At 73.0% G+C, this 23,093-nt stretch carries 25 protein-coding genes; 13 read left to right on the forward strand and 12 right to left on the reverse strand.

Translation table 11 applies throughout. From position 1 onward, the window contains the following. The first annotated feature begins 7 nt into the window (after window positions 1-7). Together ACFPIJ_RS47925 and ACFPIJ_RS47930 are read left to right on the forward strand one after the other, a co-directional pair. Window positions 8-2,428 carry a GcvT family protein gene (locus ACFPIJ_RS47925; protein ID WP_380126176.1) on the forward strand — a complete coding sequence of 807 codons (2,421 nt, stop codon included), beginning with the start codon at window positions 8-10 and terminating at the stop codon, window positions 2,426-2,428. A gap of 90 nt (window positions 2,429-2,518) precedes the next feature. Continuing rightward, on the forward strand, window positions 2,519-2,953 hold the full coding sequence (locus tag ACFPIJ_RS47930; RefSeq protein ID WP_380126177.1) for a hypothetical protein: 435 nt from the start codon (window positions 2,519-2,521) through the stop codon (window positions 2,951-2,953). Between the two features lie 4 nt (window positions 2,954-2,957). On the opposite strand, the gene ACFPIJ_RS47935 is transcribed toward ACFPIJ_RS47930, so the two are convergent. Then, complete coding sequence (locus ACFPIJ_RS47935) at window positions 2,958-4,721, reverse strand: VanW family protein (RefSeq protein ID WP_380126178.1); 1,764 nt, start codon at window positions 4,719-4,721, stop codon at window positions 2,958-2,960. Between the two features lie 161 nt (window positions 4,722-4,882). On the opposite strand from ACFPIJ_RS47935, the gene ACFPIJ_RS47940 reads away from it, so the two are divergent. Next, entirely contained in the window at window positions 4,883-5,710 is an 828-nt protein-coding gene (locus ACFPIJ_RS47940; protein ID WP_380126179.1) for an ATP-grasp domain-containing protein, read from the forward strand. Between the two features lie 85 nt (window positions 5,711-5,795). On the opposite strand, the gene ACFPIJ_RS47945 is transcribed toward ACFPIJ_RS47940, so the two are convergent. After that, complete coding sequence (locus tag ACFPIJ_RS47945; RefSeq protein WP_380126180.1) at window positions 5,796-7,040, reverse strand: MFS transporter; 1,245 nt, start codon at window positions 7,038-7,040, stop codon at window positions 5,796-5,798. Between the two features lie 86 nt (window positions 7,041-7,126). Here ACFPIJ_RS47945 and ACFPIJ_RS47950 point away from each other — a divergent pair, with 86 nt between their 5' ends. Beyond that, window positions 7,127-8,059, forward strand: coding sequence for a GlxA family transcriptional regulator (locus ACFPIJ_RS47950; RefSeq protein ID WP_380126181.1), 933 nt, complete (start codon window positions 7,127-7,129; stop codon window positions 8,057-8,059). Window positions 8,060-8,113: 54 nt separating this feature from the next. Here ACFPIJ_RS47950 and ACFPIJ_RS47955 read toward each other — a convergent pair whose 3' ends face one another. Both ACFPIJ_RS47955 and ACFPIJ_RS47960 read right to left on the reverse strand, forming a co-directional pair. Next, window positions 8,114-8,803, reverse strand: coding sequence for a nucleotidyltransferase domain-containing protein (locus tag ACFPIJ_RS47955; RefSeq protein ID WP_380126182.1), 690 nt, complete (start codon window positions 8,801-8,803; stop codon window positions 8,114-8,116). 30 nt (window positions 8,804-8,833) lie between these two features. Continuing rightward, window positions 8,834-9,376 carry a phosphoribosyltransferase family protein gene (locus tag ACFPIJ_RS47960; protein ID WP_380126183.1) on the reverse strand — a complete coding sequence of 181 codons (543 nt, stop codon included), beginning with the start codon at window positions 9,374-9,376 and terminating at the stop codon, window positions 8,834-8,836. 69 nt (window positions 9,377-9,445) lie between these two features. Here ACFPIJ_RS47960 and ACFPIJ_RS47965 point away from each other — a divergent pair, with 69 nt between their 5' ends. Beyond that, window positions 9,446-10,177, forward strand: coding sequence for a HEAT repeat domain-containing protein (locus tag ACFPIJ_RS47965; RefSeq protein ID WP_380126184.1), 732 nt, complete (start codon window positions 9,446-9,448; stop codon window positions 10,175-10,177). Here the strand turns inward: ACFPIJ_RS47965 and ACFPIJ_RS47970 are convergent. From ACFPIJ_RS47970 to ACFPIJ_RS47985, 4 genes are all read right to left on the reverse strand, one after another. Next, a complete protein-coding gene (locus tag ACFPIJ_RS47970; protein ID WP_380126185.1) occupies window positions 10,168-10,698 on the reverse strand; it encodes a hypothetical protein in 531 nt (176 codons plus the stop codon). The genes ACFPIJ_RS47965 and ACFPIJ_RS47970 overlap by 10 nt on opposite strands. Further along, window positions 10,688-10,771, reverse strand: coding sequence for a hypothetical protein (locus ACFPIJ_RS47975; RefSeq protein WP_380126205.1), 84 nt, complete (start codon window positions 10,769-10,771; stop codon window positions 10,688-10,690). The genes ACFPIJ_RS47970 and ACFPIJ_RS47975 overlap by 11 nt, the downstream gene beginning before the upstream one ends. A gap of 214 nt (window positions 10,772-10,985) precedes the next feature. Then, window positions 10,986-11,369, reverse strand: coding sequence for a VOC family protein (locus ACFPIJ_RS47980; protein WP_380126186.1), 384 nt, complete (start codon window positions 11,367-11,369; stop codon window positions 10,986-10,988). 25 nt (window positions 11,370-11,394) lie between these two features. Then, window positions 11,395-12,012 carry an L-threonylcarbamoyladenylate synthase gene (locus tag ACFPIJ_RS47985; RefSeq protein WP_380126187.1) on the reverse strand — a complete coding sequence of 206 codons (618 nt, stop codon included), beginning with the start codon at window positions 12,010-12,012 and terminating at the stop codon, window positions 11,395-11,397. A gap of 70 nt (window positions 12,013-12,082) precedes the next feature. Between ACFPIJ_RS47985 and ACFPIJ_RS47990 the strand changes: the two genes are divergently transcribed. Beyond that, complete coding sequence (locus tag ACFPIJ_RS47990) at window positions 12,083-14,608, forward strand: tetratricopeptide repeat protein (protein WP_380126188.1); 2,526 nt, start codon at window positions 12,083-12,085, stop codon at window positions 14,606-14,608. Window positions 14,609-14,659: 51 nt separating this feature from the next. Here ACFPIJ_RS47990 and ACFPIJ_RS47995 read toward each other — a convergent pair whose 3' ends face one another. Next, entirely contained in the window at window positions 14,660-15,031 is a 372-nt protein-coding gene (locus ACFPIJ_RS47995; RefSeq protein ID WP_380126189.1) for a hypothetical protein, read from the reverse strand. A gap of 137 nt (window positions 15,032-15,168) precedes the next feature. On the opposite strand from ACFPIJ_RS47995, the gene ACFPIJ_RS48000 reads away from it, so the two are divergent. Beyond that, complete coding sequence (locus ACFPIJ_RS48000) at window positions 15,169-15,531, forward strand: nuclear transport factor 2 family protein (RefSeq protein ID WP_380126190.1); 363 nt, start codon at window positions 15,169-15,171, stop codon at window positions 15,529-15,531. A gap of 3 nt (window positions 15,532-15,534) precedes the next feature. On the opposite strand, the gene ACFPIJ_RS48005 is transcribed toward ACFPIJ_RS48000, so the two are convergent. The 3 genes from ACFPIJ_RS48005 to ACFPIJ_RS48015 all read right to left on the reverse strand — a co-directional run bounded on the left by ACFPIJ_RS48005 (window position 15,535) and on the right by ACFPIJ_RS48015 (window position 18,427). After that, window positions 15,535-16,134, reverse strand: coding sequence for a hypothetical protein (locus ACFPIJ_RS48005; RefSeq protein WP_380126191.1), 600 nt, complete (start codon window positions 16,132-16,134; stop codon window positions 15,535-15,537). A gap of 378 nt (window positions 16,135-16,512) precedes the next feature. After that, window positions 16,513-17,112 (reverse strand): MBL fold metallo-hydrolase, encoded by a 600-nt coding sequence (locus ACFPIJ_RS48010; protein ID WP_380126192.1) that lies wholly within the window; start codon window positions 17,110-17,112, stop codon window positions 16,513-16,515. A gap of 10 nt (window positions 17,113-17,122) precedes the next feature. Continuing rightward, window positions 17,123-18,427 carry a DUF2252 domain-containing protein gene (locus ACFPIJ_RS48015; protein WP_380126193.1) on the reverse strand — a complete coding sequence of 435 codons (1,305 nt, stop codon included), beginning with the start codon at window positions 18,425-18,427 and terminating at the stop codon, window positions 17,123-17,125. Window positions 18,428-18,549: 122 nt separating this feature from the next. On the opposite strand from ACFPIJ_RS48015, the gene ACFPIJ_RS48020 reads away from it, so the two are divergent. The 6 genes from ACFPIJ_RS48020 to ACFPIJ_RS48045 are packed head-to-tail and all read left to right on the forward strand — an operon-like array spanning window position 18,550 to window position 23,036. Next, on the forward strand, window positions 18,550-19,167 hold the full coding sequence (locus tag ACFPIJ_RS48020; RefSeq protein ID WP_380126195.1) for a DUF4178 domain-containing protein: 618 nt from the start codon (window positions 18,550-18,552) through the stop codon (window positions 19,165-19,167). A gap of 2 nt (window positions 19,168-19,169) precedes the next feature. Continuing rightward, the gene (locus ACFPIJ_RS48025) at window positions 19,170-19,670 is read left to right on the forward strand and encodes a DUF2617 family protein (protein ID WP_380126197.1); all 501 of its coding nucleotides are present in this window, start codon (window positions 19,170-19,172) and stop codon (window positions 19,668-19,670) included. Continuing rightward, entirely contained in the window at window positions 19,667-20,092 is a 426-nt protein-coding gene (locus tag ACFPIJ_RS48030) for a DUF4247 domain-containing protein (RefSeq protein WP_380126199.1), read from the forward strand. The genes ACFPIJ_RS48025 and ACFPIJ_RS48030 overlap by 4 nt, the downstream gene beginning before the upstream one ends. 6 nt (window positions 20,093-20,098) lie before the next feature. Further along, window positions 20,099-20,521 carry a DUF350 domain-containing protein gene (locus tag ACFPIJ_RS48035; RefSeq protein ID WP_380126200.1) on the forward strand — a complete coding sequence of 141 codons (423 nt, stop codon included), beginning with the start codon at window positions 20,099-20,101 and terminating at the stop codon, window positions 20,519-20,521. Then, on the forward strand, window positions 20,521-21,519 hold the full coding sequence (locus tag ACFPIJ_RS48040) for a hypothetical protein (RefSeq protein WP_380126201.1): 999 nt from the start codon (window positions 20,521-20,523) through the stop codon (window positions 21,517-21,519). The genes ACFPIJ_RS48035 and ACFPIJ_RS48040 overlap by 1 nt, the downstream gene beginning before the upstream one ends. Beyond that, window positions 21,516-23,036, forward strand: coding sequence for a polyamine aminopropyltransferase (locus ACFPIJ_RS48045; protein WP_380126202.1), 1,521 nt, complete (start codon window positions 21,516-21,518; stop codon window positions 23,034-23,036). Before ACFPIJ_RS48040 ends, ACFPIJ_RS48045 begins: the two co-directional genes overlap by 4 nt. Window positions 23,037-23,093 lie beyond the last annotated feature (57 nt).

The following is a 23,093-nucleotide window of genomic DNA, read 5'->3' on the forward strand; positions in this document are numbered from 1 at the left end:
TCTCAGGATGGAAATTCCGCAGCGGGCCCGCGTCGTGGTGATCGGCGGTGGGGTGATCGGCACTTCGGTCGCCTACCACCTGGCGAAGCAGGGCGTCACCGACGTGCTGCTGCTGGAGCGGGACCGGCTGACCGCCGGCACCACCTGGCACGCGGCCGGGCTGATGGTGACGTTCGGGTCGCTGTCGGAGACCTCGACCCGGATGCGGCAGTACACCCGCGACCTGTACGCGTCGCTCGAGGCGGAGACCGGCCTGTCCACCGGGCTGCGCCAGTGCGGGTTCATCGAGGTCGCCGCCGACCCCGGCCGGCTGGAGGAGTACCGGCGGGTCGCCGCGTTCAACCGGCACCTCGGCGTCGACGTCCAGGAGATCTCCCCCCGCGAGGTGCGGGAGCTGTTCCCCCTCGCGCGGGTCGACGACATCCTGGCCGGGTTCTACGTGGCCGAGGACGGCCGGGCCAACCCGGTCGACGTGACCATGTCCCTCGCCAAGGGCGCCCGCCAGCGCGGCGTGCGGATCCTGGAGGGGGTGCCGGTCACGGGCGTCACCGTCGCGAGGGGCGCCGTCACCGGCGTCCGGACCCCGTTCGGCGACATCGAGGCGGAGACCGTGGTCAACTGCGCCGGGATGTGGGCGCGGCAGCTCGGCGAGGAGGCCGGCGTCAGCATCCCGCTGCAGGCCGCCGAGCACTACTACCTGATCACCGAGCCGATCGACGGGGTGCACGCGGGCCTGCCGGTCCTGGAGGACCCGGGCTCCTACGGGTACTTCCGCGAGGAGGGCGGCGGCCTCATGATCGGCCTGTTCGAGGGGCAGGCGGCGCCGTGGTCGGTCGACCGGGTGCCGGAGGACTTCTCGTTCGGCACGCTGCCGCCGGACTGGGACCGGATGGCGCCCTACCTGGAGGCGGCGATGGACCGCATCCCGGTCACCGCGACCGCGGGCGTGCGGACCTTCTTCTGCGGCCCGGAGAGCTTCACCCCCGACCTGGCGCCGATCTTCGGCGAGGCACCGGAGCTGCGCGGCTACTTCGTCGCCGCCGGGCTCAACTCGATCGGCATCCTCACCGGCGGCGGCATCGGCCGGGCCCTGGCGCACTGGATCGCCGACGGCGAGCCGGACGTCGACGTGACCGGGATGCACATCGACAGGTTGCAGCCGTACCAGCGCAATCTGCGGTACCGCTCGGAGCGCACCGTCGAGGCGCTCGGCATGGTGTATCAGACCCACTACCCCAACAAGGCGATGCGGTCCGCGCGGGGCGCCCGCCGGTCCCCGCTGCACGACCGGCTCGCCGCGCACCAGCCGCACCTGCGCGACGTGTCGGGCTGGGAGATGCCGGACGTCTACCAGTTCCCCGGCACGCCGGAGCCGTCCTGGTCCCGCCCCGAGTGGTTCCCGCAGTGGGAGGCGGAGCACCGCGCGGTGCGGGAAGAGGTCGCGGTCATGGACATGTCGTTCATGGCCAAGTTCCTCGTGCAGGGCCGCGACGCGGGCGAGGTGCTGGAGCGGCTGTCGGCCAACCGGGTCTCCGGCGGCCTGGTCACCTACACGCAGTGGCTCAACGAGCGCGGCACCATCGAGGCGGACCTGACCGTCACGCAACTGGCCGAGGACCGGTTCTGGGTGGTCGCCTCCGACACCGCGCACCGGCACGTCCTGGCCCGGCTGCAGCGGCACACCGCCGGCTCGCACGCGTTCGTCACGGACGTGACCTCGGCATGGGCGCAGATCAACGTGCAGGGCCCGCTGTCGCGCGCGTTGCTGTCGCAGGTCAGCGACACCGACGTGACGATGCCCTTCCGCGGCGCCCGCGAGCTGGAGATCGGCTACGCGCGGGTGCTGTGCCTGCGCATCACCTACGTCGGTGAACTCGGCTACGAGCTCTACGTGCCGGCCGAGCAGGCCGTGCACGTCTACGACCGCCTGGTGGACGCCGGCTCCGCCGTCGGGCTGCGGCACGCCGGCCTCAAGGCCCTGGCGAGCCTGCGGCTGGAGAAGGGGTACCGCGACTACGGCCACGACATCGACAACACCGACGACCCGCTGTCGGCCGGGCTGGGCTTCGCGGTCGCGTTCGACAAGCCGTCGTTCATCGGCCGCGACGCGCTCCTCGCCCGCCGCGACGCCGGTCCCCTGACGCAGCGCCTGGTGCAGATCCTCGTGACGGACCCGTCGGCGCTGCTCTTCCACGGCGAGGTCGTCCGCCGCGACGGCCGCGACGTCGGCTACGTCCGCGCGGCCTCCTACGGGCACACCCTCGGCGGCGCGGTCGGCCTCGCCTACCTCGACGCGGGCACCGACGTGCTCGACCAGGCCTGGCTGGACGGCGGCAAGCTGACGGTGGTGGTCGCGGATCGCGAACATCCTCTGAAAGCGTCGCTGCGCCCCTTGTACGACCCGACGAGCGCCCGGGTCCGCGCCTGACAGCATGACCCCCTCATGATCCGGAAGACCCTGTGTACCCCTGGGTGCACAGGGTCTTCGGGATCACGGAAAGGTGGCACCATGGGGTCGATGAGCGCCAATGACGAGCCCGAGTGGACGGCGGAGGTGCACTTCTACGCCGCGACAGTTCCGCCGCCGTTGCACGACGAGTACAGGATCACGCTTGCCGCTGTCGGCGACTTCCGGCTCGACTACTCGCCCGACTACAACAAGCCGGTGTGGACCTACACCGCGCCGGTCGACTCCGAGACGCGCGCGGCCGTGCGGTCCGTCGTCGAGCGGGTGCAGGCCGCGCCCCCGGTGGATCGCTCGGGGCCGCAGGCGATCGGCGGTGACCGCTACTCCGCGTCGACCAGGATGAGCGGCAGGTGGGCCGAGGCCCCCCTCGAGCCGGCCCGCGAGCTGTGGCGGCTGCTCGGCGACCCGTTCGGGCAGGACGTCTGGGACGAGATCCGTGAGCGGCGGCAACGGTACATGGACGAGCACCCGCACGGTCCTCGCTGAGCGGTCAGCCGCCGGTGGGCGAGGCCGGGGCGGGGCCGCAGATGAAGTGGGGCTCCGGGTCGTAGCGCCAGGCGAAGCGCTCCCGGCGGATCTCCTTGCCGTCCTGCTTGAAGACGCGGAAGGCCTCCTGGGTGAAGCCCGGCAGGCCGTCGGTCGGATTGCAGTCCGGTTCGCGCAGATACGTGGTCGTCGGCTGCACGGTCTTGGTGCGCGGGCCGTACTCGGCGGTGACGTCCCAGCGCTTCGTGCCGAACAGCGTGACGGTGATCGACGTGTCGGTGGTGGCGGTGTCGATGAGCACGCCGGTCGGGGAGTCGTTGCGGAAGCGCAGGTCGAGGGACGGATACACCACGGTCGCCTCGATGACCGACGGGTAACGGTCGAAGTAGTACGTGTGCGGGCGGTGCTCCACGTCCTGCAGGCCGGCGTAGAAGACGGCGTTGAACAGGGTGGTGGCGACCTGCGACACGCCGCCGCCGGGCGAGTTCTTGATCTTTCCGTCCTCGATGCCGGGGGCGTCGACGTATCCCTTGGCGTGGGTGCGCTGGCCGACGTGGCCGTTGAGGGAGAACGTCTGGTCCGGCAGCACGACGGCGCCGCGCAGGGCCTCGGCCATCGTGCGGATGTTGACCACGCGGGACTGGCCGGCGTCGAACTTCGTGGTGAACGTGGACAGTTTCTCCCGGATGCCGAGCCCACCGAGCTGGGTCGAGGACACGGCGGCCGGCTTGGCGGTCAGGCCGACCTCGACCCGCCGCGGGGTCGCCGAGGTGTGCAGCGCGGCCAGGATCGCCGGGGTCGCCGCGGCGAGGTCGGCCTGCTGGCCGTCGACCTGGGGTTTGACGACCGGCCGGTCCTGCTCGACGGTGAACGTCGCGTCGGTGGCGGCGACCTCGATCTTGGTGAAGGACGGCACCGCCTTGCGCAGGGCGGCGGTGTCCAGGGACGGCTGGACGAGACCGTCGGCGTCGGACTCCAGTTTCAGCGCCGCCGCGATGGCGGGGACGGGGACGGTGACCTCGCCGCGGGGCGTGACGAGGACCAGCGGCGCGGCGACGGCGGGGGTCGCGAGGTCCGCGAGCAGGCGGTCGACGTCGGCCTTGGTGCTGCGGGGCACGAGGTCCACGACGGGGAAGTCCACGGTCTGCCGGCGCAGCCAGCCCTCCTCCATGATCGCCCCGACCCGGTGCCGGTCGATGCCGCGGCCGGTCACCGGGTGCACCGCGACCGGGCGCTGCTTGTCGAACCGGACCGCCGGCAGCACCGGGGCGTCGCCCTGGGTGCCGAGGTGGGCCATGAGCGCCTCGTACAGCCGGGTAGCGTCGGCGTGCACGACCGGTTCGACGGTGATCCCGCCGTGCAGCCACGCAAACGGCCCGGGCGTCGCCCGCACGGCCCGGTCGACGGTGGCGTCGACGTCCAGGACCAGGCCGACGGCGGCGGGGTCGATGGCGGCGCCGGCCGCACCGACGCGGACCGGGACCGGGGCGGCGACCCGCTCGCGCAGGGTGTCGCGCAGCAGCCGCACCGCGTCGGCGCGGGAGTGCCCGCCGAGGTCGACGCCGAGGACGTGCACGCCCCGGTCGACGTCCCTGGCGTACGTGCTGACCGCCGTGACGAGGGGCACCACGACCAGCAGCGTCACGGTCGCGGTGAGCCGTCGCCGGCGGCGGGCCCGGGCGCGCCGCACGATGGGCGGCACGACGGGACGCGCCTGCGGCGCGGTGGGTGCCAGCCGGCGCAGTCGGGACAGCAGGTCCGTTGCCATACAACAGACCATGCCCGATTTGTACCCTCTGTCTGGCTCGATCGGCCCCGATGTCCCCCAACGTGTCACTGTGATGGCGCCGCGTGCTGCGGGTATGCCGTTCTCGGCCCTGAGCAGCCACCGGCAGCGACACTGATGGGCCTCGCTGGCAGGATGTACGGGTGCGGCAGTTCCGGATGTTGGCCATGCGCGTGCGCTCGCCCGAGGCGAGTGCCGCACTGACGCATGCCGCCCGCCGGATCGACCTGCCCGTCGCCCAGCTGCCCGGCGACCCCGCCGAGGTCACCGGGCTGCGCTCCGCCGACGGCGTCGCCTGGCGCGCGGCCGGCGGCTACCTGACCACCCTGATCGCCGCCGGCGCCGACATCCGCCTGCACGGCGCGAGCCCCAGCTGGTTCGCCGGTCTCCCCCGCGACGTCACCGGCCGCGACATCCGCCTGGTCAGCGTCGGCGAGGCGCCGGACCTCGTCGGCCCCCGCCCGGCCGTGGCGAAGCTCGCCGACGAGAAGCACCCCGCGTTCTCCGCCGCGTGGGTGCGCAACGCCGACGACCTGCGCAACCGGCTGCGCACCGCCCGGCTGCCGGCCGACAGCACCCTGATCATCATGGATCACTGGCTGGACCTCGCCTCGGAGTACCGGGTCTTCACCATCGGCCGCGAACCGGTCGCCTGGTCGCCCTACGTGGTGGAGGGCGAGGAGTGGAGCCCGACGCTGCGCCACCACCGCGCGTCCTGGCACGACGAGGCGGCCACGTTCGTCGCGCTGATGCTCGCCGACCTGCCGCACGAGGACGTCCCGCCGACCGCTGTCATCGATGTCGGCCGCACCGAGTCCGGCGACTTCGCCGTCCTCGAGGTCAACAACGTGTGGAGCTCCGGGCTCTACAGCTGCGACCCGGACGGGGTCCTGCGCGCCGTGCTCGCCGCCAACGACCCCGACTGCGCCCCCCGCTGGCGCTGGCAGCCCGCCCCCGCCCTGGGCGCCTGACAGCTGAACACACGCGCGTGACCAGTGAACACACGCGCGTGACCAGCGCGCCGCTCGGCAAACGCGGGTGACCGGGGCGCAGTCCTCACAACGGCGCGGCCTGCGACGGCGCCGCCCGGCGGAGTCGGCGGACCGGGCGGATGAGCAGCACCGCCGCGCACACGCCGACGGTCACCGCGGTGGCCAGCAGCAGCAGGTCCCGCGGCGCGACCACGGTCGCCACCGGGCCGACGAGCGCCTGACCGACCGCGACCCCGGAGACCGAGCCGGCCACCTCATACGCGGTGACCCGGTTCAGCACCTCGGGCGGAACCAGGGTCTGGACGCTGGTGGTCCACATCACCGACCAGAACGCCCAGGAGAACCCGCCGAGGATGTGCCCCGCGATCAGGACGCCGAGCGGCGGTTCGAGGGCCACCGACAGCGGGATGGCGGCGAACCCGATCAGCACGATCCCGCCCGCGGCCAGGGGACGCGCGGGGCGGAACCGGATCGCGACCAGGCCGCCGAGGACGGTGCCGCAGCCGAGGCCGGCCATCGTCCAGCCGTAGGCGGCGTCGCCGAGGCGTTCGCCGATGAGCCGGGAGCCGAGCGGGATGTACGGGCCGAAGACGAACAGCCCGAAGAACACCCACACCACGATCACCGACCACATCCAGCTGCGGGACCTGAACTCCGTCCAGCCGCGCCGCAGGTCGGCCAGGACCGTGGTGCCGTGTCCGGGAACCGTGACCGAGACCCTGATCAGGGTCAGGCAGAGGCCGCTGAGCAGGAAGGTGCCGGCGTCGAACAGGTACACCGCGCCCGCACCGGTCAACGTCATCAGCACCCCCGCGAGGACCGGGCCCCCGAGCTGTGTCGCCGCGTCGGCGATCTTGAGGGTGCCGTTGGCGCGCTGTGGGTCCTTCGCGACCAGCGGGACCATGCCGTTGACGCCCGGCTGGAACATCGCCGCCGCGACCCCGGCCAGGGCGGAGGCCACCAGCAGCAGCCACAGCGGCGGGGTGCCGGCGAAGAAGGCGACGGCGACCGCACCCTGCGTGCCGGCCCGCACCACGTCGGCGCCGATCATCATGGCCCGCGCGCCGATCCGGTCGGCGAAGACCCCGCCGAACACCAGGAAGCCCACGAACGGGGCCGTCCAGACGGCAAGAACGTACCCAACGCCGGAGACGCCGTAGATCGCCCCGACGGCGAGCGCGGCGGCGACCGGCATCATCGCGTCGCCCAGCAGCGACACCACCCGGGCCGCGAAGTAGAACGAGAAATCCCTGGTCCAGAGCCGTGGCGTGACGTCGCCGGCCGGCGGTAGAACGATGACTGCGGTCATCCGAAGTGCTCCATGATCGCCAATCATGGTGGGGTACCGGCCGATGTGCAGGCGCCCGGCGCGACATCATTGGGTACATTCCTGCCATGCCCAACCGCGTCGTCGCCGTCCTCGGCCCGATCCAGGAGATGTATCCGGTCACCTGCGCGTCCGCCGTCTTCGGCGACCACGGCCCCGACATCCCGCGCCACTACGACTTCCGGCTCTGCACCGAGCGCCCCGGCCCGGTCCGCACCACGATGGGCGTCGACGTCGTCGTCGAGGACGGCCTGGAGGCCCTCGCCGACGCCGACACCGTCCTCGTCGCCGGCTGGTGCCCGCCCCCGTCCGCGGACCTCGACGCCGCGGTCCTGGCCGCGCACGCCCGCGGCGCCCGGATCGTCGCGGTCTGCTCCGGCATCCACGTCCCCGCGCGCCTGGGCCTGCTGGACGGCCGCACCGCCGCCGCGCACTGGGAGGCCACCGGCGAGCTGAGCCGGCACTACCCGGCGGTCCGCGCCGACGGGACCGTGCTCTACGTCGACCACGGCGACGTCGCCACCGCCGGCGCCACGGCCACCACCGTCGACCTGTGCCTCAACCAGGTCCGGCGGGAGCACGGCGCGGCCCTCGCCATGCGCATCGGCCGCCAGCTGTCGGCGGCCCCGCAGCGGGAGGGCTGCCAGCGGCAGTATCCGGCGCTGCCGACCGCCGGCCCGGTCCCCGACTCGCTCGCCCCGCTGCTCGACTGGATCGCCGCCAACCTGGGCCGGCCGATCTCCCTCACGGACCTGGCCGCCCGCTCGGGGATGTCACCGCGGACCCTCAACCGCCACTTCCACGAGCAGCTCGGCATCTCCCCCGGCCGCTGGCTGCTCGACCGGCGCATCGCCAGCACCCGCGCGCTGCTGGAAGAGACCGACCTGCCGGTCGAGACGATCGCCGAACGCGTCGGCCTGTCCTCCGCCGTGAACCTCCGCCGCCGCTTCCGCGCCGCCGTCAACACCACCCCGGCCGAGTACCGCCGCGCCTTCCGCTGACTTCCAATGATCCGGAAGACCTTGTGCACCCAGGGATGCACAAGGTCTTCCGGATCACGAGGAAAGGTGCGCCGCGCGGACCCGGAGGAGCCAGTCCTCGGCGACCCGCTCGTCGGGCTCGGCGGGCAGGACGCCCGGGGTGGCGTCGAACGCCGCCTCGTAGTCGGCGAGCATCCGGCGGGCGAGCTCGATGTCGCCGGCGGCGACCTGCTCGCCGAAGTCGAGGAAGCGCTGCGGGTCGTCGAGGCGGATCCGGATCTCGCCGGTGGTGTAGGCGGTGTGGCCCTGCCAGCACAGGCGGAGCAGGTGCCGGGCGTGCTTGGCGGTGCGGTGGCGGGTCTCGGAGGAGAACGAGCCGTCGCCGCGCGACTCCAGCTTGCGGAACTGCTGGGTGGCGTAGCCGAGGTACGCGTCACGGATGCGCTTCGCGGACAGGAAGGCGGAGCGGATCGCGATCAGTTCGTCGCCGAGCGGGGTGCGCGTCTCGTACAGGTCCTCGGGCAGCCACATGAGCTCCGAGACCGTCGGGTTGCCGCCGAGGGCCAGGGAGCAGTACTTGCGGGCCTCGTGGAACGTGACGTCGGGGTGCGTGGTGACCCTCGACTCGGTCGGCTGCCGCAGGCCGTGGAACGCGACGGTCGGCGCCGCGAACACGCCGAGGCGGTCGATGTCGGAGCCGGGGCCGGCGAGCCCGTAGGCGGTCGAGCCGACGATCCCGGCGAGCAGCACGTTGTCCGGCGTCATGATCTCATTCTCCCCGGCGTGTCATCGGGTTTACAGATCCCCGGCGCGCAGCAGCGCGCCCACGCCCAGGGTCGCGCGCAGCGGGTCGTCGTCGTCGTCGAGGTCGTCCACGACGCAGGCGGTGCCGAGGTACTCCGCACCGACCTCGAGGACCATCTCGCGGGCCGCACCGGCCTGGGCGCCGCTCTCGATCCAGTCGTCGACGCACAGCACCCGGTCGCCGGGCCGGACGAGTCCACGCCGGAAGCTCATGATCCCGCCGCCGCCGTGGTACGAGGACGGCAACGCCCGCCGGATGTACGCCGGATCCGACCCGAGCGCGACCCGGTCGTTCTTGCGCACCTCGACGAACCCGACCCCGAGATGCGCCGCCACGAGCGCCCCGACGAGACTGCCGCGCGACACGGGCCCGACGACCAGCGTCGGCGCGCCCGGGACCAGAGCCGCGAGCGCGGCGGGCAGGTCCCGCAGCACCACCGGGTCCCGCCACCACTCGGTCACGTCCGCGTACGCCACGCCCGGCCCGCCCCGCCAGTGGAACCCGACCTGCAGCCGGCCCACGAGATCCACCACGCCGCCGACGCTAACAGCCGGCGAAAACCCGGCCGCGCGGGGCGGGTCATGGCACGTACGATCCGTCGCGTGCGCGGCCTGCCCCGTCAGTACCGACCGAAACCGTACTTCAAGGACGCCTCCGTCTACGTCCAGCTGTTCTGCGCCGGCCTGATGACCGCCGCCTCGGCCCTGATCACCGTGGTCGAGCCCGCGTTCTGGTCGGTCTTCGGGCTGCTCTTCTTCGGCTTCGGCCTGGTGCTGGCCGAGGCGACCCGGCGCCAGCGCCTGGACGACGTGACCCGCAACCGCCTCGAGCCGTTCCTGGGGCGGCTCCGGCGCGGCGACGTGGACGGCTACGGCTGGCTGCTGAAGGTCCTCGCCACCATCGACGGCCGCACGCCCAGGGCCCGCCGCCGCAGCCGGGTCGCCCTGGCCGCCATCACCGCCGACGAGCGGTTGCTGGACGGCCTGATCTGGCACTGCCGGCACCGCCAGATCAGCGTGGCGGTCTTCGCCGAGCGGCTCGGGCGCCCGGGCGCCGCGGGCCTCACCCCGGTGCTGGCGAGCCTCCACCCGGACGGCCACGTCCGTCAGGCCGCCGTGACCGCCATGGGCCGCCGCCCGCTACGCCCCGCCCACCTGCCGTTCCTGCTGGAGCGGGCGAACGACTGGGTGCCCGAGGTCCGCGCCGCCGCGCACGAGGTGCTGCGGTCCCAGCTCGGGCAGCATCCGGGGCTGCTGGCACCGGCCCGGATGGCCTTCGAACGGGTCGCCAGGCGCCGGCACGCTCCCACGCTGCGCGACCTGATCTACGGCTGAGCCTGCTGACGGCGGCGATGGACGCGGCGGGCAACGCCGGAGAGCACCGGGACGAGCACCCACCAGACATACGCGTAGTGGCTCACGAACGACAGCGGGATCGACAGCAGGAACGCCGCGGCGAGGGACCCCGAGGCGATCAGCGCGCCCGTCGTCACGCCCGGCGGGGTGCCCTCGCGGAACAGCCCGTGCCGGCGGATGGTGCGCACCATCGCCATGAACAGCAGCGCCGCGACCACCTGGACCCCGGCGTAGAAGGTGAACCGGGCCTGGAACGCGCCGTCGCCGTTGAGCACCTTCGTCGCGAACGGCGTGATGACCTGCATGAGCAGCCACAGCAGGGTCAGGATGCTCAGCTTGCCGCCATCGTCTCCACGTAGCGGAAGACCCGGTGGTGCCCGGAGCAGCCAGCGGGGCGTGACGCCCTGCATCTGCGGGACGGATTTGCTGGTGGTCGCGATGGTCCGGGCAGCGCGCGTACTGAGACTGCGCAGCTGCTGCTCCTGTTCCTCAGTTCTCACGGCCGATTTCCACATTCTCAAGAATGCCGAGCGCGTCCGGCACCAGCACCGCAGCGGAATAGTAGGCGCTCACCTATCACGCATTCCAGGCGATTGACACGGTTGAGCCGCCGCCCATCGGCGGCACAAAAGAAAGGGGATTCGGGTCGCCCTCAGTATGCCGTCGAACCTGGCCGATCGGGCGGTAAACCAAAAATGGTCGGCCAATTTTCAGCGATACCGTCAGCGGCGCGGGCGCACTCGTGCACCGCATTTCCGGGACGGCAAACTGTCGGGTCCACGACAGTTCACCGGCTGCTGACCAGCTCCGCCTCGAACCCGTCGGTGTCTTCCAGATATGCCGCGTAGTGCGCCGGCCCACCCGCATACGGATGCCGGTCAGGGAACAGCAACGACCACCCGTGCCCACCCGCCGCACCGACGATCGCGTCGAGCCGCTCCCGGTCGTCGACGTGGAACGCCAGATGGTTGAGCCCGGGCCGGCACCGCTCGTGCCGGTCCGCCGTCAGCGCCGGCGACTGCTCCACCACGAGGTAGGTCGCGCCGAGCCGCCAGCTGCGCCCCGCGGGCCAGTCCTGGAACTGCGTCCAGCCGAGCTCCCCGAGCAACCAGCCCCAGCTGCGCACGGCCCGATCCAGGTCCGGCACCCACAGCTCGACGTGATGCAGCACCGCTCAGCTACCCGAAACTGCTGGGCTACTCGAAGCGGGCGGGGTCGCCGGCGCCGACCCGGAGGATCTCGGGCTCGTCGCCGGACAGGTCCACGACCGTCGTCGGCTCGACCCCGCACTCGCCGTCGATCACGGCGTCGACCTGATGGTCGAGCAGCTCCTTGATCTCCCAGCCCTGTGTCATCGGCTCGTCCTGGCCGGGCAGCAGCAGCGTGCTGGACAGCAGCGGCTCACCCAGCTCCGCGAGCAGCGCCTGGGTGACCGTGTGCTCCGGGATGCGGACCCCGACCGTGCGCTTCTTCGGGTGCAGCAGCCGGCGCGGCACCTCGGGGCTGGCCGGCAGGATGAACGTGTAGCTGCCCGGGGTCGCCGCCTTCACCAGGCGGAACACCGAGTTGCTGATCTGCACGAACTGCCCGAGCTGGGCGAAGTCCCGGCACATCAGCGTGAAGTGGTGCCGGTCGTCCAGCTTCCGGATGTCCCGGATCCGCTCCAGCCCCGGCCGGCTGCCCAGCTGGCAGCCCAACGCGTAGCAGGAGTCCGTCGGATAGGCGATCAGGCCGTCGTCGCGCAGCACCGACACGATCTGCTGCAGCAGCCGCGGTTGCGGGTTGTCGGGGTGCACGTCGAGGAACCTGGCCACAGCCAAGAGCCTACGCGCACCCCGGCTGGACTACAGTCGATGCCATGCCATCCCCGCAGCTTCCGGCGGCATGTCCGTAGCGCCGCCGGACCCGGGTGCGGCCGGCACCGTCGGCGAGCTCGTCGAGCGGCTGCGGCAGCTGAAGGTCTGGGCCGGCGACCCGTCGTTCGAGCGGATCAAGGACCGGGTCGACGCGGCCTGGACCGCGGCCGGGCGCCCGCCCGGCGAGCTGCCCGGCAAGACCACGATCGTCGACTGTTTCCGGGCCGGCCGGCGGCGGTTGAACGCCGACCTCGTGGTCACGGTCGTCGCCGCGCTGCACCCCGACCCCGGCTACACGGCGCAGTGGCGGCAGGCGCTGCAGGTCGTCGGCGGGCAGGCCCTCGCCGCCGCACAGGTCCGGGTCTGGGACACGCTGCCGCCGGACCTGGCCGCGTTCACCGGCCGGGACGCCGAGCTGGACCTGCTGCGCGAGGCCGTCGGCGAGGATGCCGCCCGCCCGGTGGTGATCACCGGGATGGCCGGGGTCGGCAAGACCCGGCTCGCCGTGCACGCCGCCCACGGGAGCTCGCTCGACCGGGTGCTGTTCGTCGACCTGCGCGGGTTCCATCCCGACGCCGGCCAGCCACCCGCCGAGCCGGGTGCGGTGCTCGACGGCTTCCTGCGCCTGCTCGGCGTCCCCGGCCAGCAGGTCCCGCACGACCTGCCGGCCCGCTCCGCGGCGTTCCGCGAGTGCCTGGCCGGCACCCGGACCCTGCTGATCCTGGACAACGCCGCCAGCGCCGACCAGGTCCGTCCGCTGCTGCCCGGCGACGGCGTCCCAGTGCTGATCACCAGCCGGCGCCGGCTGGCCGTGCCCGGCGCGACCCAGGTGGCCCTTGAGGTGTTCACCGCCGCCGAGGCCCTGACGTTCCTCACGGCCGCCGCGCCGCACGTCCCCGCCGGCGCGGACCCCGGTGCGGCGGCCCGCGTCGCGCACCGCTGCGGCCGCCTGCCGCTGGCGCTCGGGCTGGTCGCCGCGCACGTCCGGGCGAAGCCCGGCTGGACCCTGACCGACCACGCCGACCGGCTCGACGAGCGGCACGAGCGGCGGCACCTGGACGGCGGCGTGCAGGTGGCGCTGGACCTGTCCTACCGGGACCTGCCCGCCGACCGGCAGCGGCTGCTGCGGCTCGTCGCGGTGCAGCCCGGGCAGGACGTCGACGCGCACGCCGCGGCCGCCCTCGCCGGCACCGACCCGGCCGCGGCCCACGACCGGCTGCGCGAGCTGTGCCGGGACCACCTGCTGCAGGAGGCGGCGCCCGGCCGGTACACCATGCACGACCTGATCCGCGCCTACGCCGCGAACCGCTCCGGTGACGACGACTCCCCCGCCGACCGCCGCGCCGCGCTGACCCGGCTGTTCGACTACTACCTGGCGGCCGCGGCCCGGGCCATGGACGTCCGGCACCCGGCCGAGGCGCACCGGCGGCCGCACGTGCCGCCGCCCGGCGCGGCGCTGCCCGCCCTGGACGACCCGGCCACGGCGCTGGCCTGGCTGGACATCGAACGACCCGGGCTGGTCGCGGTCGCCGCGCACACCGCCGCCCACGGCTGGCCCGGCCACACCGTCCACCTGGCCACCGTCCTGTACCGCTACCTCACCGGCGGACACCTCGGCGACGCCCTGATCGTGCACGGCCACGCCCGGGACGCCGCGCGGCGCGCCGGCGACGCGGCCGGGCACGCCCTGGCGCTGACCAACCTGGGCGTCACACACCTGGCGGTCGGCCGGCCCGGACCGGCCGCCGACCTGCTCCGGGAAGCGCTGGACCTCTTCCAGGACGTGGCCGACCCGGTCGGGCAGGCCCGCGCGCTGACGAACCTCGGCGTCATCGAGACGGAGTTCGGCCGCTACACCTCGGCGGTGGACGGCTACGAGCAGGCCATCGCGCTGTTCCGGCGGGCCGGCGACGGGACCGGCGAGGCGCACGTGCTCGGCAACCTCGGTGAGCTGGAGGCCCGGCTCGGCCGCGCGGAGGCGGCGACGGCGCACCACGAACGCGCCCTGGCGCTGTTCCGGCAGGCCGGCGACGACACCGGCGAGGCGTGGGTGCTGAGCATCCTCGGTGAGGCCGAGGTCCGGCGCGGCGACCACGGGCCGGCCCGGGCCCACCTCCAGCAGGCGCTGGTGCTGTACCGGCAGCTCGCCAACCGCCTCGGCGAGGCGTGGGTGACCGACAGCCTCGGCGCCCTCCACCATCACCTCGGCCGGCCCGCCGAGGCCATGGAGCATCACCGCCGGGCCCTGGAGGTCTTCCGGGAGACCGGCGACCGGGACGGCGAGGCGAGCGCGCTCATCGGCCTCGGCGAGGCGGCGCAAGCGCTCGGCCGCCCGTCCGAGGCGGTCACGTTCCACGCCGCGGCCCTCGGCATCTCCGAGGACCCGTATCCGCAGGCCCGCGCCCACACCGGCCTCGGCCGCGCCCACCAGGTCCTGGACGACAGCGTCCGGGCCGGGCACCACTACCGGCGCGCCCTGCGCCTGCACACCGAGCTGGGCACCCCCGACGCGCTCGAACTGCGCGCCGTGGTGGAGACCGGCGCGCTGCAATGACCGCGGCGGCCCCACCCGGAACGGATGGGGCCGCCGTCAACTGCGTCCCCCTCAGCCGCAGTTGAGCACGATCTCCGGGTCCCAGTTGGTCCGCCACCGCGTCGGCGTCGTGTAGACGCAGTAGAACTCGTAGTGCGGGGCGATGCTGCCGGAGATGCTGGCGACCAGCACGTCGTTGCGCCACACCTTCAGTGACACCTGCTTGCCCTCCGGATGCTCCGGCGTCGGGCAGCCCTCCCCGTCGGCGTAGGCGACGACCGCGGCCACCGGCTGCTGATACAGGTCGTGCTGGATGACGCAGCGGCCCGCCGCCGCCGCGGACGGCCCCGCCCAGGCGGGTGCCGAGGTGATCACCCCGGCACTGACGCCCGTCGCGGCGGCCAGCGCCACCCGGCCCACCACACCCATGACACCCGTTCCCATCTACGTCCTCCTGTCGGCCGGCAATGTGCTCACCGACGACGATCCGGCACCGCCCGGTCCCCGCACCCGGATCCCGAACGAATCCGAACGCGGCCGCACCGGATGCCGCGGAAACATCGATGGGGTAGGAAGGTGCCATGACGGATCTGGAGGCGGTGACCGACTGGGTCTCGGGCTACGTGCGGGCGTGGGCCAGCAACGACCCCACCGAGATCGGGGACCTGTTCGCGCTGGACGCGGCGTACTACCCGGCGCCGTTCGACGAACCGTGGCGGGGCCGGGCGACGATCGTGCGGCGGTGGCTGGCGCAGCGGGACAAGCCGGGCACGACGACGTTCACGTGGCATCCGGTGACGGTCGGGCCGGACCTCAGCGTCGTCCAGGGTGTCACGACGTATCCGAAGCGGGTGTTCAGCAACCTGTGGCTGATCCGCCTCGACGGCGTCGGGCAGTGCCGGGAGTTCACCGAATGGTGGATGCGCCAACCCGCTCGCGCCTGAGGCTCACAGCAGGTCGGGCAGCGGCGCGGGGCGCAGGCGGCGCCAGACGACGACGGTGTAGGCGATCAGCAGGGCGGTGGTCAGGATGTGGGCGACGGAGGCGGCGATCGCGTTCTCGATCTCCCGGTCCGCCCCGTCGGGCCGACCCGACAGGGCCGCGAAGACCAGGGTCGGCACGAGGGCGACGCGCCCGACGAGGATGGTCCAGTGCCGCAGGACGGCACGCCGGTCGAAGCCGAGGCGGTCGGCGACCGCGCCGATCATCAGGAACCACAGCAGGAACAGGATGAGACACGCCCAGAGCCCGTCCCGGGCCAGCGCTCCGGCCTCGGCCGCGGCGCGGAACGTGTCGTCGGCGCCGGGCAGCATGCCGAGGTGGGCGGCGCCGGCGCGGCGCAGGGCCCAGATGTTGACCGCCTGCAACCCCACCTGCGCGACGCCGAGCAGGACGAACCCGGCGGTGGCGACCTGCCACAGCGGCGACGGGCCGCCGGCGTCGACGAGCGCCCGCACCTCGGCGGCGTCCGGGACCCCGCCGTGGGTCGCGCACAACAACTCGGCACCGGCGGCGTAGCCGGGCTGGCCGCAGCGTTCGCACGGCATCGACACAACGGTCACAAGCACGGCAGCGTAGAGCAGGTGGACGGGTTGCGCTGACCGCCGAACGGTCAGGGTCCGAGGTGCGCTTCGATCGAGTTCGCCCAGGATGAGTAGGTCGGGGTGAAACACAGCTCGACCCGGTCACGGGCAGCCCAGGTTCTGCCATCCCGACAGCCTGAACCCCGACCGGCCCCGCACCGGGAACGCTGACCTGCATCTCACCCAACTGCCTGGACCCTGGGTGATGATGTCCACGGCAAGCCGCTCCCGGTAGGTCCGCACGGCTATGGAGCACCCTAGCCGGTCTATGCCTTGGGGGACACCAGCCGAAGGTGGCCGTTTGTTCCGCAGCCCCGTATGCCTTGGTTGGCGGTCGGCTGATCAGATGCCGGACTCGGCCGCGATGGTGGTGTCGGTGCCGTGGCCGGTGTGCACGACGGTGTCGCGGGGCAGCGTCAGCAGGCGGGTGCGGATCGATGCCAGGATCGTCGGCTTGTCCGAGAATGATCGGCCGGTGGCGCCCGGGCCGCCCTGGAAGAGGGTGTCGCCGGTGAAGACGACGCCGAGGGCCGGGGCGGAGAGGCAGACGGCGCCGGGGCTGTGACCCGGGGTGTGCAGGACGGTCAGGTCGGTGCTGGCGACGGTGATGACCTGGCCGTCCGCGAGGGTCGCGGACGGCTCCAGGTCGGGGTGGCGCATATGCCACAGCGGCAGGTCCCCGGGGTGCAGCAGGATCGGCGCGCCGGTGCGCAGCGCCACCTCCGGGGCGGCGTCGATGTGGTCGTCGTGGCCGTGGGTGCAGACGATCGCGAGCAGGTGGCGGGAGCCGACGGCGTGCAGGATCGCGGCGGCGTCGTGGGCCGCGTCGATGACGACGGCCTCGGTGTCGTCGCCGACGATCCAGACGTTGTTGTCGACGTCGAACGTCTCGCCGTCGAGCGAGAACGTCCCAGAGGTCACCAGTCGTTCGATCCGCGCCATACGTCCCAGCTTAGAGACCCGGGAACTTCCCGTTGCGGAACAGGTCGACGAAGATCTGGTGGTCGGCGCGGGCCCGGGCACCGTAGGAGTGGGCGAAGTCGACCAGGGTGTCGACGAAGCCGTCCTCGTCGCGGGAGATCGCGGCGACGATCGCCTCCTCGGTGGAGAAGTTGACGAGGTCGTGGCTGGACTCGTCGTCGGCGACGGAGTGCATGCGTGCGGTCGCCCGGCCCAGGTAGTTCACCACGCTGGTCAGGTCGGGCAGCTCGTTGACGTCGCTCCAGTCCAGGTCCGCGGCGTAGGGCGACACCTCGGCGACGACCTGGCCGACGCCGCGCAGCTCGGTGTAGCCCGCCCACGCGTCCGCGTGCGCCTGCAGGGCCCGCTGCGACTCGCTGGTGCGGTGGCCCTGGTGCTTGAAGTAGGCCTTCACCTTCGGGTCGGTGATCCAGCGGGACACCGCCGGGGTCTGGCCCTGCTTCATGTAGATGATGACGTCGTTCTCCAGGGCCTGCGTGTGGCCTTCGAGGAGGACGTTGTACGAGGGCAGCCCGGCCGAGCCGATCCCGACGCCCTTGCGCATCACGACGTCCTTGATGGAGTACTGCGGTGAGTGGGAACCGTCCCACGACGGCAGCGTCGGCAGGTACGCCGCGAACGCCGCCTCGACCTCGGCCCGGGTGGGCGCGTCGACGAGGTACACGCCGTCGCTCATCGCGAAGCGGCGGTCGTAGTCCTCGATCACGGTCTGCTCGTCGAGGAGGGCGACCCGGGTGTTGAGCCGGGCCCGCTGCAGCACGTCGCGCAGCACGCCGTCGGTGGTGTCGAGGGTCAGCGACCCGATCGCCTCCTCACCGCCGGCCGCGATCGCGCGCAGCTCCGACACGTACGTGCGGGCGTAGCCGGCGACCAGGTCACCGATCACGGTGTCGGAGAGGGCCTTCGCGTAGCCGATGAGCGCGACGCTCGCCGCGAACCGCTTCAGGTCCCAGATGAACGGCCCGACGTATGCCTCGTCGAAGTCGTTGACGTTGAAGACGAGGACGCCTTCGGAGTTGAGGTAGGTGCCGAAGTTCTCGGCGTGCAGGTCACCGTGGATCCACACGCCGGAGGTCCGCTCGTCGAGGAACGGGTCGGCGAGGCCGTTGAGGTCGGCGTAGTAGACGCAGGCGCTGCCCCGGTAGAACGCGAACGGCGTGGCGGCCATCTTGCGGAACTTGCGGCGGAACGCGGCGGGGTCCTGGGCCATCAGCTCGCCGAACTCGCTCACGAGCACATCGACCAGCTGATCGGCCCGCTGCTGGGAGTCAACCATTGATCAACCGTAAGCACCCGCCGCAACCGGCGCGCGCACAATGGCGCAATCACGACAGGCGGAACTCCGAAGCGGTTGATACCCTCAGCGCCCACCGGATCTTCCCCGCCCGAAGGACCTCTGTGACCGCCCTGCTCGTCGTGCTCGTCGTCGTGCTGCTCGCCGCCGTGGCGGTCCTCACCGCGGTCCTCCTGCGCCGCCGCCGACCGCCGCGGGAGCCGGCGAAGGCGCAGGACCCGTTCCGGGACACCGACGCCGACATGCTGCGCGGCGACCCGCGCGCCCTGACCGCGGGCGACACGGTGGAGATCAAGGGGCAGGCGTACACCGTGCGCGGGAGCCTGCACTACACCGAGCAGTCCTGGGGCTGGGCCGAGCACCTGCTCGACGACGCGGCCGGCGGGCCCAAGGTGTGGCTGTCCGTGGAGGAGGACCCCGACCTGGAGCTGGCGCTGTGGCACGAGGTGCCGTCGGCGACGGTGAGCCCGGGCGCGGCGACTGTCGACTTCGACGGGCGGCGGTACACCAGGGACGAGTCGGGCACCGCCAGGTTCGCCTCGACCGGCACGACCGGCCTGCACGCCGCCGGGACCGCGAAGTACGTCGACTACGCCGCCGCCGACGGGGCGCTGCTGTCGTTCGAGTCCTACGCCGGGCCCGGCGAGGCCGACCGGTGGGAGGTCGGGCGCGGCGAGCCGCTGCGGCGCGCCGAGGTCCGCGTCTGGTCGGCGGGCAGCTGAGCGTGCTCGTCACCCTGGACACCCCGTACACCGACACGACCGCCGCCGATCTGCGGTTCGCGCTCGGCCTGCCGCCGCAGCCCGCGCTGCGCTCGATGCGCGTCACGCTGCCGGCCGGTGTCGTCGTCCTGCGGCTGCTCGGCGCGTCCCATCAGGTGCGGTTCGAGCCGCACGCACTCGGGACGGCCCTCGTCGACGAGACCGTGGCGTGCCTGCCGGCGGTCACCGCGCGGATGCCGGAAGCGTTCGAGCAGCCCGGCTACCGCTTCACCGCGACGGTCCGGCGCCTGGCCGGTGCGGACTTCGACGCCGCCGTCGCCGATCTGCGCCGCCGCGCCACGGTCGAGGAGCACGTCCTGGCCGGGGTGTTCCCCGGCGACCGTGACGCGTTGACGGTCCTCGCCGCCCGGGCCGTCCCCGGCGGTGCCGCGTGGTGGACCGCGCACGCCTACCCCCAGACCGGCGAACTGGTCACGACCGAGACGACGGTGACATCCGCATGAAGCGCATCTGGTACGTCCTCGCCGCGAGTCTCGCCTCGATCGGGCTGGTCATCGGCGGGTTCACGGCCTGCTCCGGCAACTTCTCCCCGACGTCCTACGTCGCCAAGCACTACAGCCGCGCCGCGTCCCGCGACATCGGCACCGACGCCCGTGCCTACACCAGCGCCAAGTCCCCGACCAGGGTCGCGGACGAGATCACCCGCGCCTGGTCCCCGGCCGGCCGGTACGCCGACGGCACCGGCGTCTACCTGCGCTACTCCAACGACTCCGTCGTGCTCAAACCGAACGGCACCGGCACGCTGATCCTCGTGGAGGGGCTGCGGACCGCGTACCGCCGCTACTCCGGTGTGGTCGGCAACGGCTGGATCGGCCGGGGCGACGGCAACAGCGGCCGCGGTGGCGGCCCCGGCACCGGAAAGTAGACCGACATGCTCGATCTCGTCACCGACCTGGCGGTCACCCTCGGCTACGCCGCGGTCGGCATCGCCCTCATGGGGATCGGCGCCGTCCTCGTCGACCTCGCCACCCCCGGCTCACTGCGGCACCTCATCTGGCACGAGCGCAACGCCAACGCCGCGATCCTGCTCGCCTCCAACCTCGTGGCCGTCGGCACGATCGCGACCACGGCGATCGTCGCCAGCGACGGGGACTTCCTGCGCGGCATCGGCTCGACCGCCGGCTACGGGCTGATCGGGCTGCTGGTGATGACGGTCGCGTTCGTCGTGCTGGACATGGCGACGCCGGGGAAGCTCGGCGAGCTGCTGGTGCACCCCGAGCCGCACCCGGCGGTGTGGATCAGCGCCGTGGTCCACCTCGCGGTGGGTGCGATCATCGCCGCGGCGATCCTCTGATGGGCGCACCGCAGGAGCCGGAGAAGCCGGCGTTCGCACTGCCCGGCGCGGCACCGGAGGCGCCCGCGTCCGCACCGCCCGCCGCGGTGCCGCAGCAGCCCGCGCCCGCCCCGAAGCCGGCGTTCGCCCTGCCACCGGATCCGGCCGGGGCCCCGCAGCCACCGGTCGCTGTGCCCCCGCAACCATCGGGCGCCGGGGCGCGGGAGCAGCCCGGGGTTGCGGCGCTCGCGCCGCCGGCACCCCTTGCGCAGCCGGATCAGGCGCAGGCGCCGTTCGTACCCCTGCCGCAAACGCCTGACACAGCAACCGCCGCGACCCGGTCGGGCGGGCTGCACAAGGGGTGGCTCTGGGCGTTCGTGGCGCTCGTCGTCGTGGTGTGCGGGGTGTCGTGCTACGGGTCGCTGGGCGACTCCGGCACCGGGGTCGACGTGCCCGTCGCCGCGGACCAGCAGTCGGTCGTCGACGGACTGGCCAGGGCCACCGCCGCGCACGGCGTCTGCTACGGCTGGCGGCTGCAGACCTCCACGTCGACGGTGAACGTCGGCTCGAACCTCGGCGTGGGCAAGGCCGTCACCGACGACCCGGCGAAGTGTGCGAAATACGTCGAGGTGCAGGCCAACGTCCGCTACTACCCGGAGAGCAGCGAGTCCGAGGACTCCGCCACGTACACGATCAGGAGCACCCTCGGCGACTCCGGCCGGCTGGACCCGGCCGCGTTCGACCGGCTCGGCGCCGGCACCGGCAAGCTCCTGGACGACCCGTCGACCACGATCCTGGTCGCCGCCGACGCGCTGCCGCTGCTCACCCAGGAGGCGGGCCTGGCGCCGACGCCCGTGCCCGTGCCCGCCGCGACCGGCAGCGTCGCACCCGTCGCGACCGGCGGCAGCGACTTCCTCCGCGACCGGTGGGTGCTGCTCAGCGTCGCCGGCGGGCTGCTCCTCGTGGCCGCGGTCGCGCTGCTCCTGGGCATCCGCTCGTCCCGCCGACCGGCTCCGTGACCCGGTTCCGGCGCACCGCCGTCCTGGCGGCCGTGTTCGTCTGCGCCGCCTGCGGCCTGGTGTACGAGCTGGCGCTCGTCGCCCTCGGCAGCTACCTGATCGGCGACACGGCCGCGCAGGCGTCGATCGTGCTCGGCGTGATGGTCTTCGCGATGGGTATCGGGGCGCTGGCCGCGAAGCCGTTGCAGGGCCACGCGCTCGTCGCGTTCGCGTGGATCGAGCTGCTGCTCGCGCTGTTCGGCGGGCTGTCGGTCCTCGGGCTGTACGCCGCGTTCGCGTGGCTGGACCTGTACGCGCCCGCGCTGGTCGCCGTCGCGCTGCTGCTCGGCGCCCTGATCGGCGCGGAGATCCCGCTGCTGATGGTCCTGCTGCAGCGGATCCGGCGGCAGGACGCGGGCAGCGCCGTGGCGGACCTGTTCGCCGCCGACTACGTCGGTGCGCTGCTCGGCGGGCTGGCGTTCCCGTTCCTGCTGCTGCCGGTCTTCGGCCAGCTCCGCGGCGCCCTGGTCGTCGGCGTCGTCAACGCCGTCATCGGCGTGGTCGTGGTCTTCGCCGTGTTCCGGCGCGACCTGAGCCGCCGCGCGGGCGCCGCGCTGACCGGTGGCGCGCTCGCGGTCCTCGCCGTGCTCGGGTTCGCGTACTGGGTGTCCGCGCCGTTCGAGGTCACCGCGCGGCAGCAGCTCTACGCCGACCCGGTCGTCTACGCGACCCACAGCCGCTACCAGGAGATCGTCCTCACCTCCTCGATCGACGGGGCCGACGTCCGGCTGTTCCTCAACGGCGACCTGCAGTTCGCCTCGATCGACGAGTACCGCTATCACGAGGCCCTGGTGCATCCGGTGCTCGCCGGCACCCGGGGCCGGGTCCTGATCCTCGGCGGCGGCGACGGCCTGGCGCTCCGCGAAGTCCTGAAATATCCGGACGTGTCGGCGGTGACGGAGGTCGAGCTCGACCCCGCCGTGATCGCCCTTGCCCGGACCGACCCACGGCTGCGGGCGCTCAACGCCGCCGCGTACGACGACCCGCGCGTCCACCTGCTCAACCTCGACGCCTTCGCCTGGCTGCGCGACGGCCCGCCGCAGTTCGACGCCATCATCGTCGACATGCCCGACCCCGACGAGACGGCCACCGCGAAGCTGTACTCCGTCGAGTTCTATGCCATGGTCCGCCGCGCACTCGCCCCCGGCGGCCGGGTCGTGGTGCAGTCCGGCTCGCCGTACTTCGCGCAGCGCTCGTACTGGTGCGTGGAGGCGTCGCTGCGGGAGGCCGGGTTCGCGACGGCGCCGTATCACGTGGACGTCCCGTCGTTCGGCGACTGGGGCTTCTTCCTCGCCGCCCCCGGCACCGCCCCGGCCCTCTCGGTGGCGCCGCCGTCCGCGCTGCGGTTCCTGGACGCCGACGTGCTGCGGGCGGCCACGACCTTCCCCGTCGACCGGCGCCGGATCTCCGTGCCGCCGTCCACGCTGATGGACCCGCGCATCCTCGAGTACGCCCGCGAAGAGTGGAAGGGCTACTAGTAGTGCTTTGTCATGATCTTCGGCGGGGTCGTCGTTTCGGTTGCGGGAACTGGGTTC

It is taken from the genome of Dactylosporangium cerinum (assembly GCF_042653625.1).
Taxonomy (GTDB): Bacteria; Actinomycetota; Actinomycetes; order Mycobacteriales; family Micromonosporaceae; genus Dactylosporangium; species Dactylosporangium cerinum.

Bases quoted from the DNA above. Each gene is read 5' to 3' on its own strand.
- ACFPIJ_RS47925 (WP_380126176.1), top strand. From the start codon at position 8: ATGGAAATTCCGCAGCGGGCCCGCGTCGTGGTGATCGGCGGTGGGGTG.
- ACFPIJ_RS47930 (WP_380126177.1), top strand. From the start codon at position 2,519: ATGAGCGCCAATGACGAGCCCGAGTGGACGGCGGAGGTGCACTTCTAC.
- ACFPIJ_RS47935 (WP_380126178.1), bottom strand. From the start codon at position 4,721: ATGGCAACGGACCTGCTGTCCCGACTGCGCCGGCTGGCACCCACCGCG.
- ACFPIJ_RS47945 (WP_380126180.1), bottom strand. From the start codon at position 7,040: ATGACCGCAGTCATCGTTCTACCGCCGGCCGGCGACGTCACGCCACGG.
- ACFPIJ_RS47950 (WP_380126181.1), top strand. From the start codon at position 7,127: ATGCCCAACCGCGTCGTCGCCGTCCTCGGCCCGATCCAGGAGATGTAT.
- ACFPIJ_RS47955 (WP_380126182.1), bottom strand. From the start codon at position 8,803: ATGACGCCGGACAACGTGCTGCTCGCCGGGATCGTCGGCTCGACCGCC.
- ACFPIJ_RS47990 (WP_380126188.1), top strand. From the start codon at position 12,083: ATGTCCGTAGCGCCGCCGGACCCGGGTGCGGCCGGCACCGTCGGCGAG.
- ACFPIJ_RS47995 (WP_380126189.1), bottom strand. From the start codon at position 15,031: ATGGGAACGGGTGTCATGGGTGTGGTGGGCCGGGTGGCGCTGGCCGCC.
- ACFPIJ_RS48000 (WP_380126190.1), top strand. From the start codon at position 15,169: ATGACGGATCTGGAGGCGGTGACCGACTGGGTCTCGGGCTACGTGCGG.
- ACFPIJ_RS48005 (WP_380126191.1), bottom strand. From the start codon at position 16,134: ATGCCGTGCGAACGCTGCGGCCAGCCCGGCTACGCCGCCGGTGCCGAG.
- ACFPIJ_RS48010 (WP_380126192.1), bottom strand. From the start codon at position 17,112: ATGGCGCGGATCGAACGACTGGTGACCTCTGGGACGTTCTCGCTCGAC.
- ACFPIJ_RS48015 (WP_380126193.1), bottom strand. From the start codon at position 18,427: ATGGTTGACTCCCAGCAGCGGGCCGATCAGCTGGTCGATGTGCTCGTG.
- ACFPIJ_RS48030 (WP_380126199.1), top strand. From the start codon at position 19,667: ATGAAGCGCATCTGGTACGTCCTCGCCGCGAGTCTCGCCTCGATCGGG.
- ACFPIJ_RS48035 (WP_380126200.1), top strand. From the start codon at position 20,099: ATGCTCGATCTCGTCACCGACCTGGCGGTCACCCTCGGCTACGCCGCG.
- ACFPIJ_RS48040 (WP_380126201.1), top strand. From the start codon at position 20,521: ATGGGCGCACCGCAGGAGCCGGAGAAGCCGGCGTTCGCACTGCCCGGC.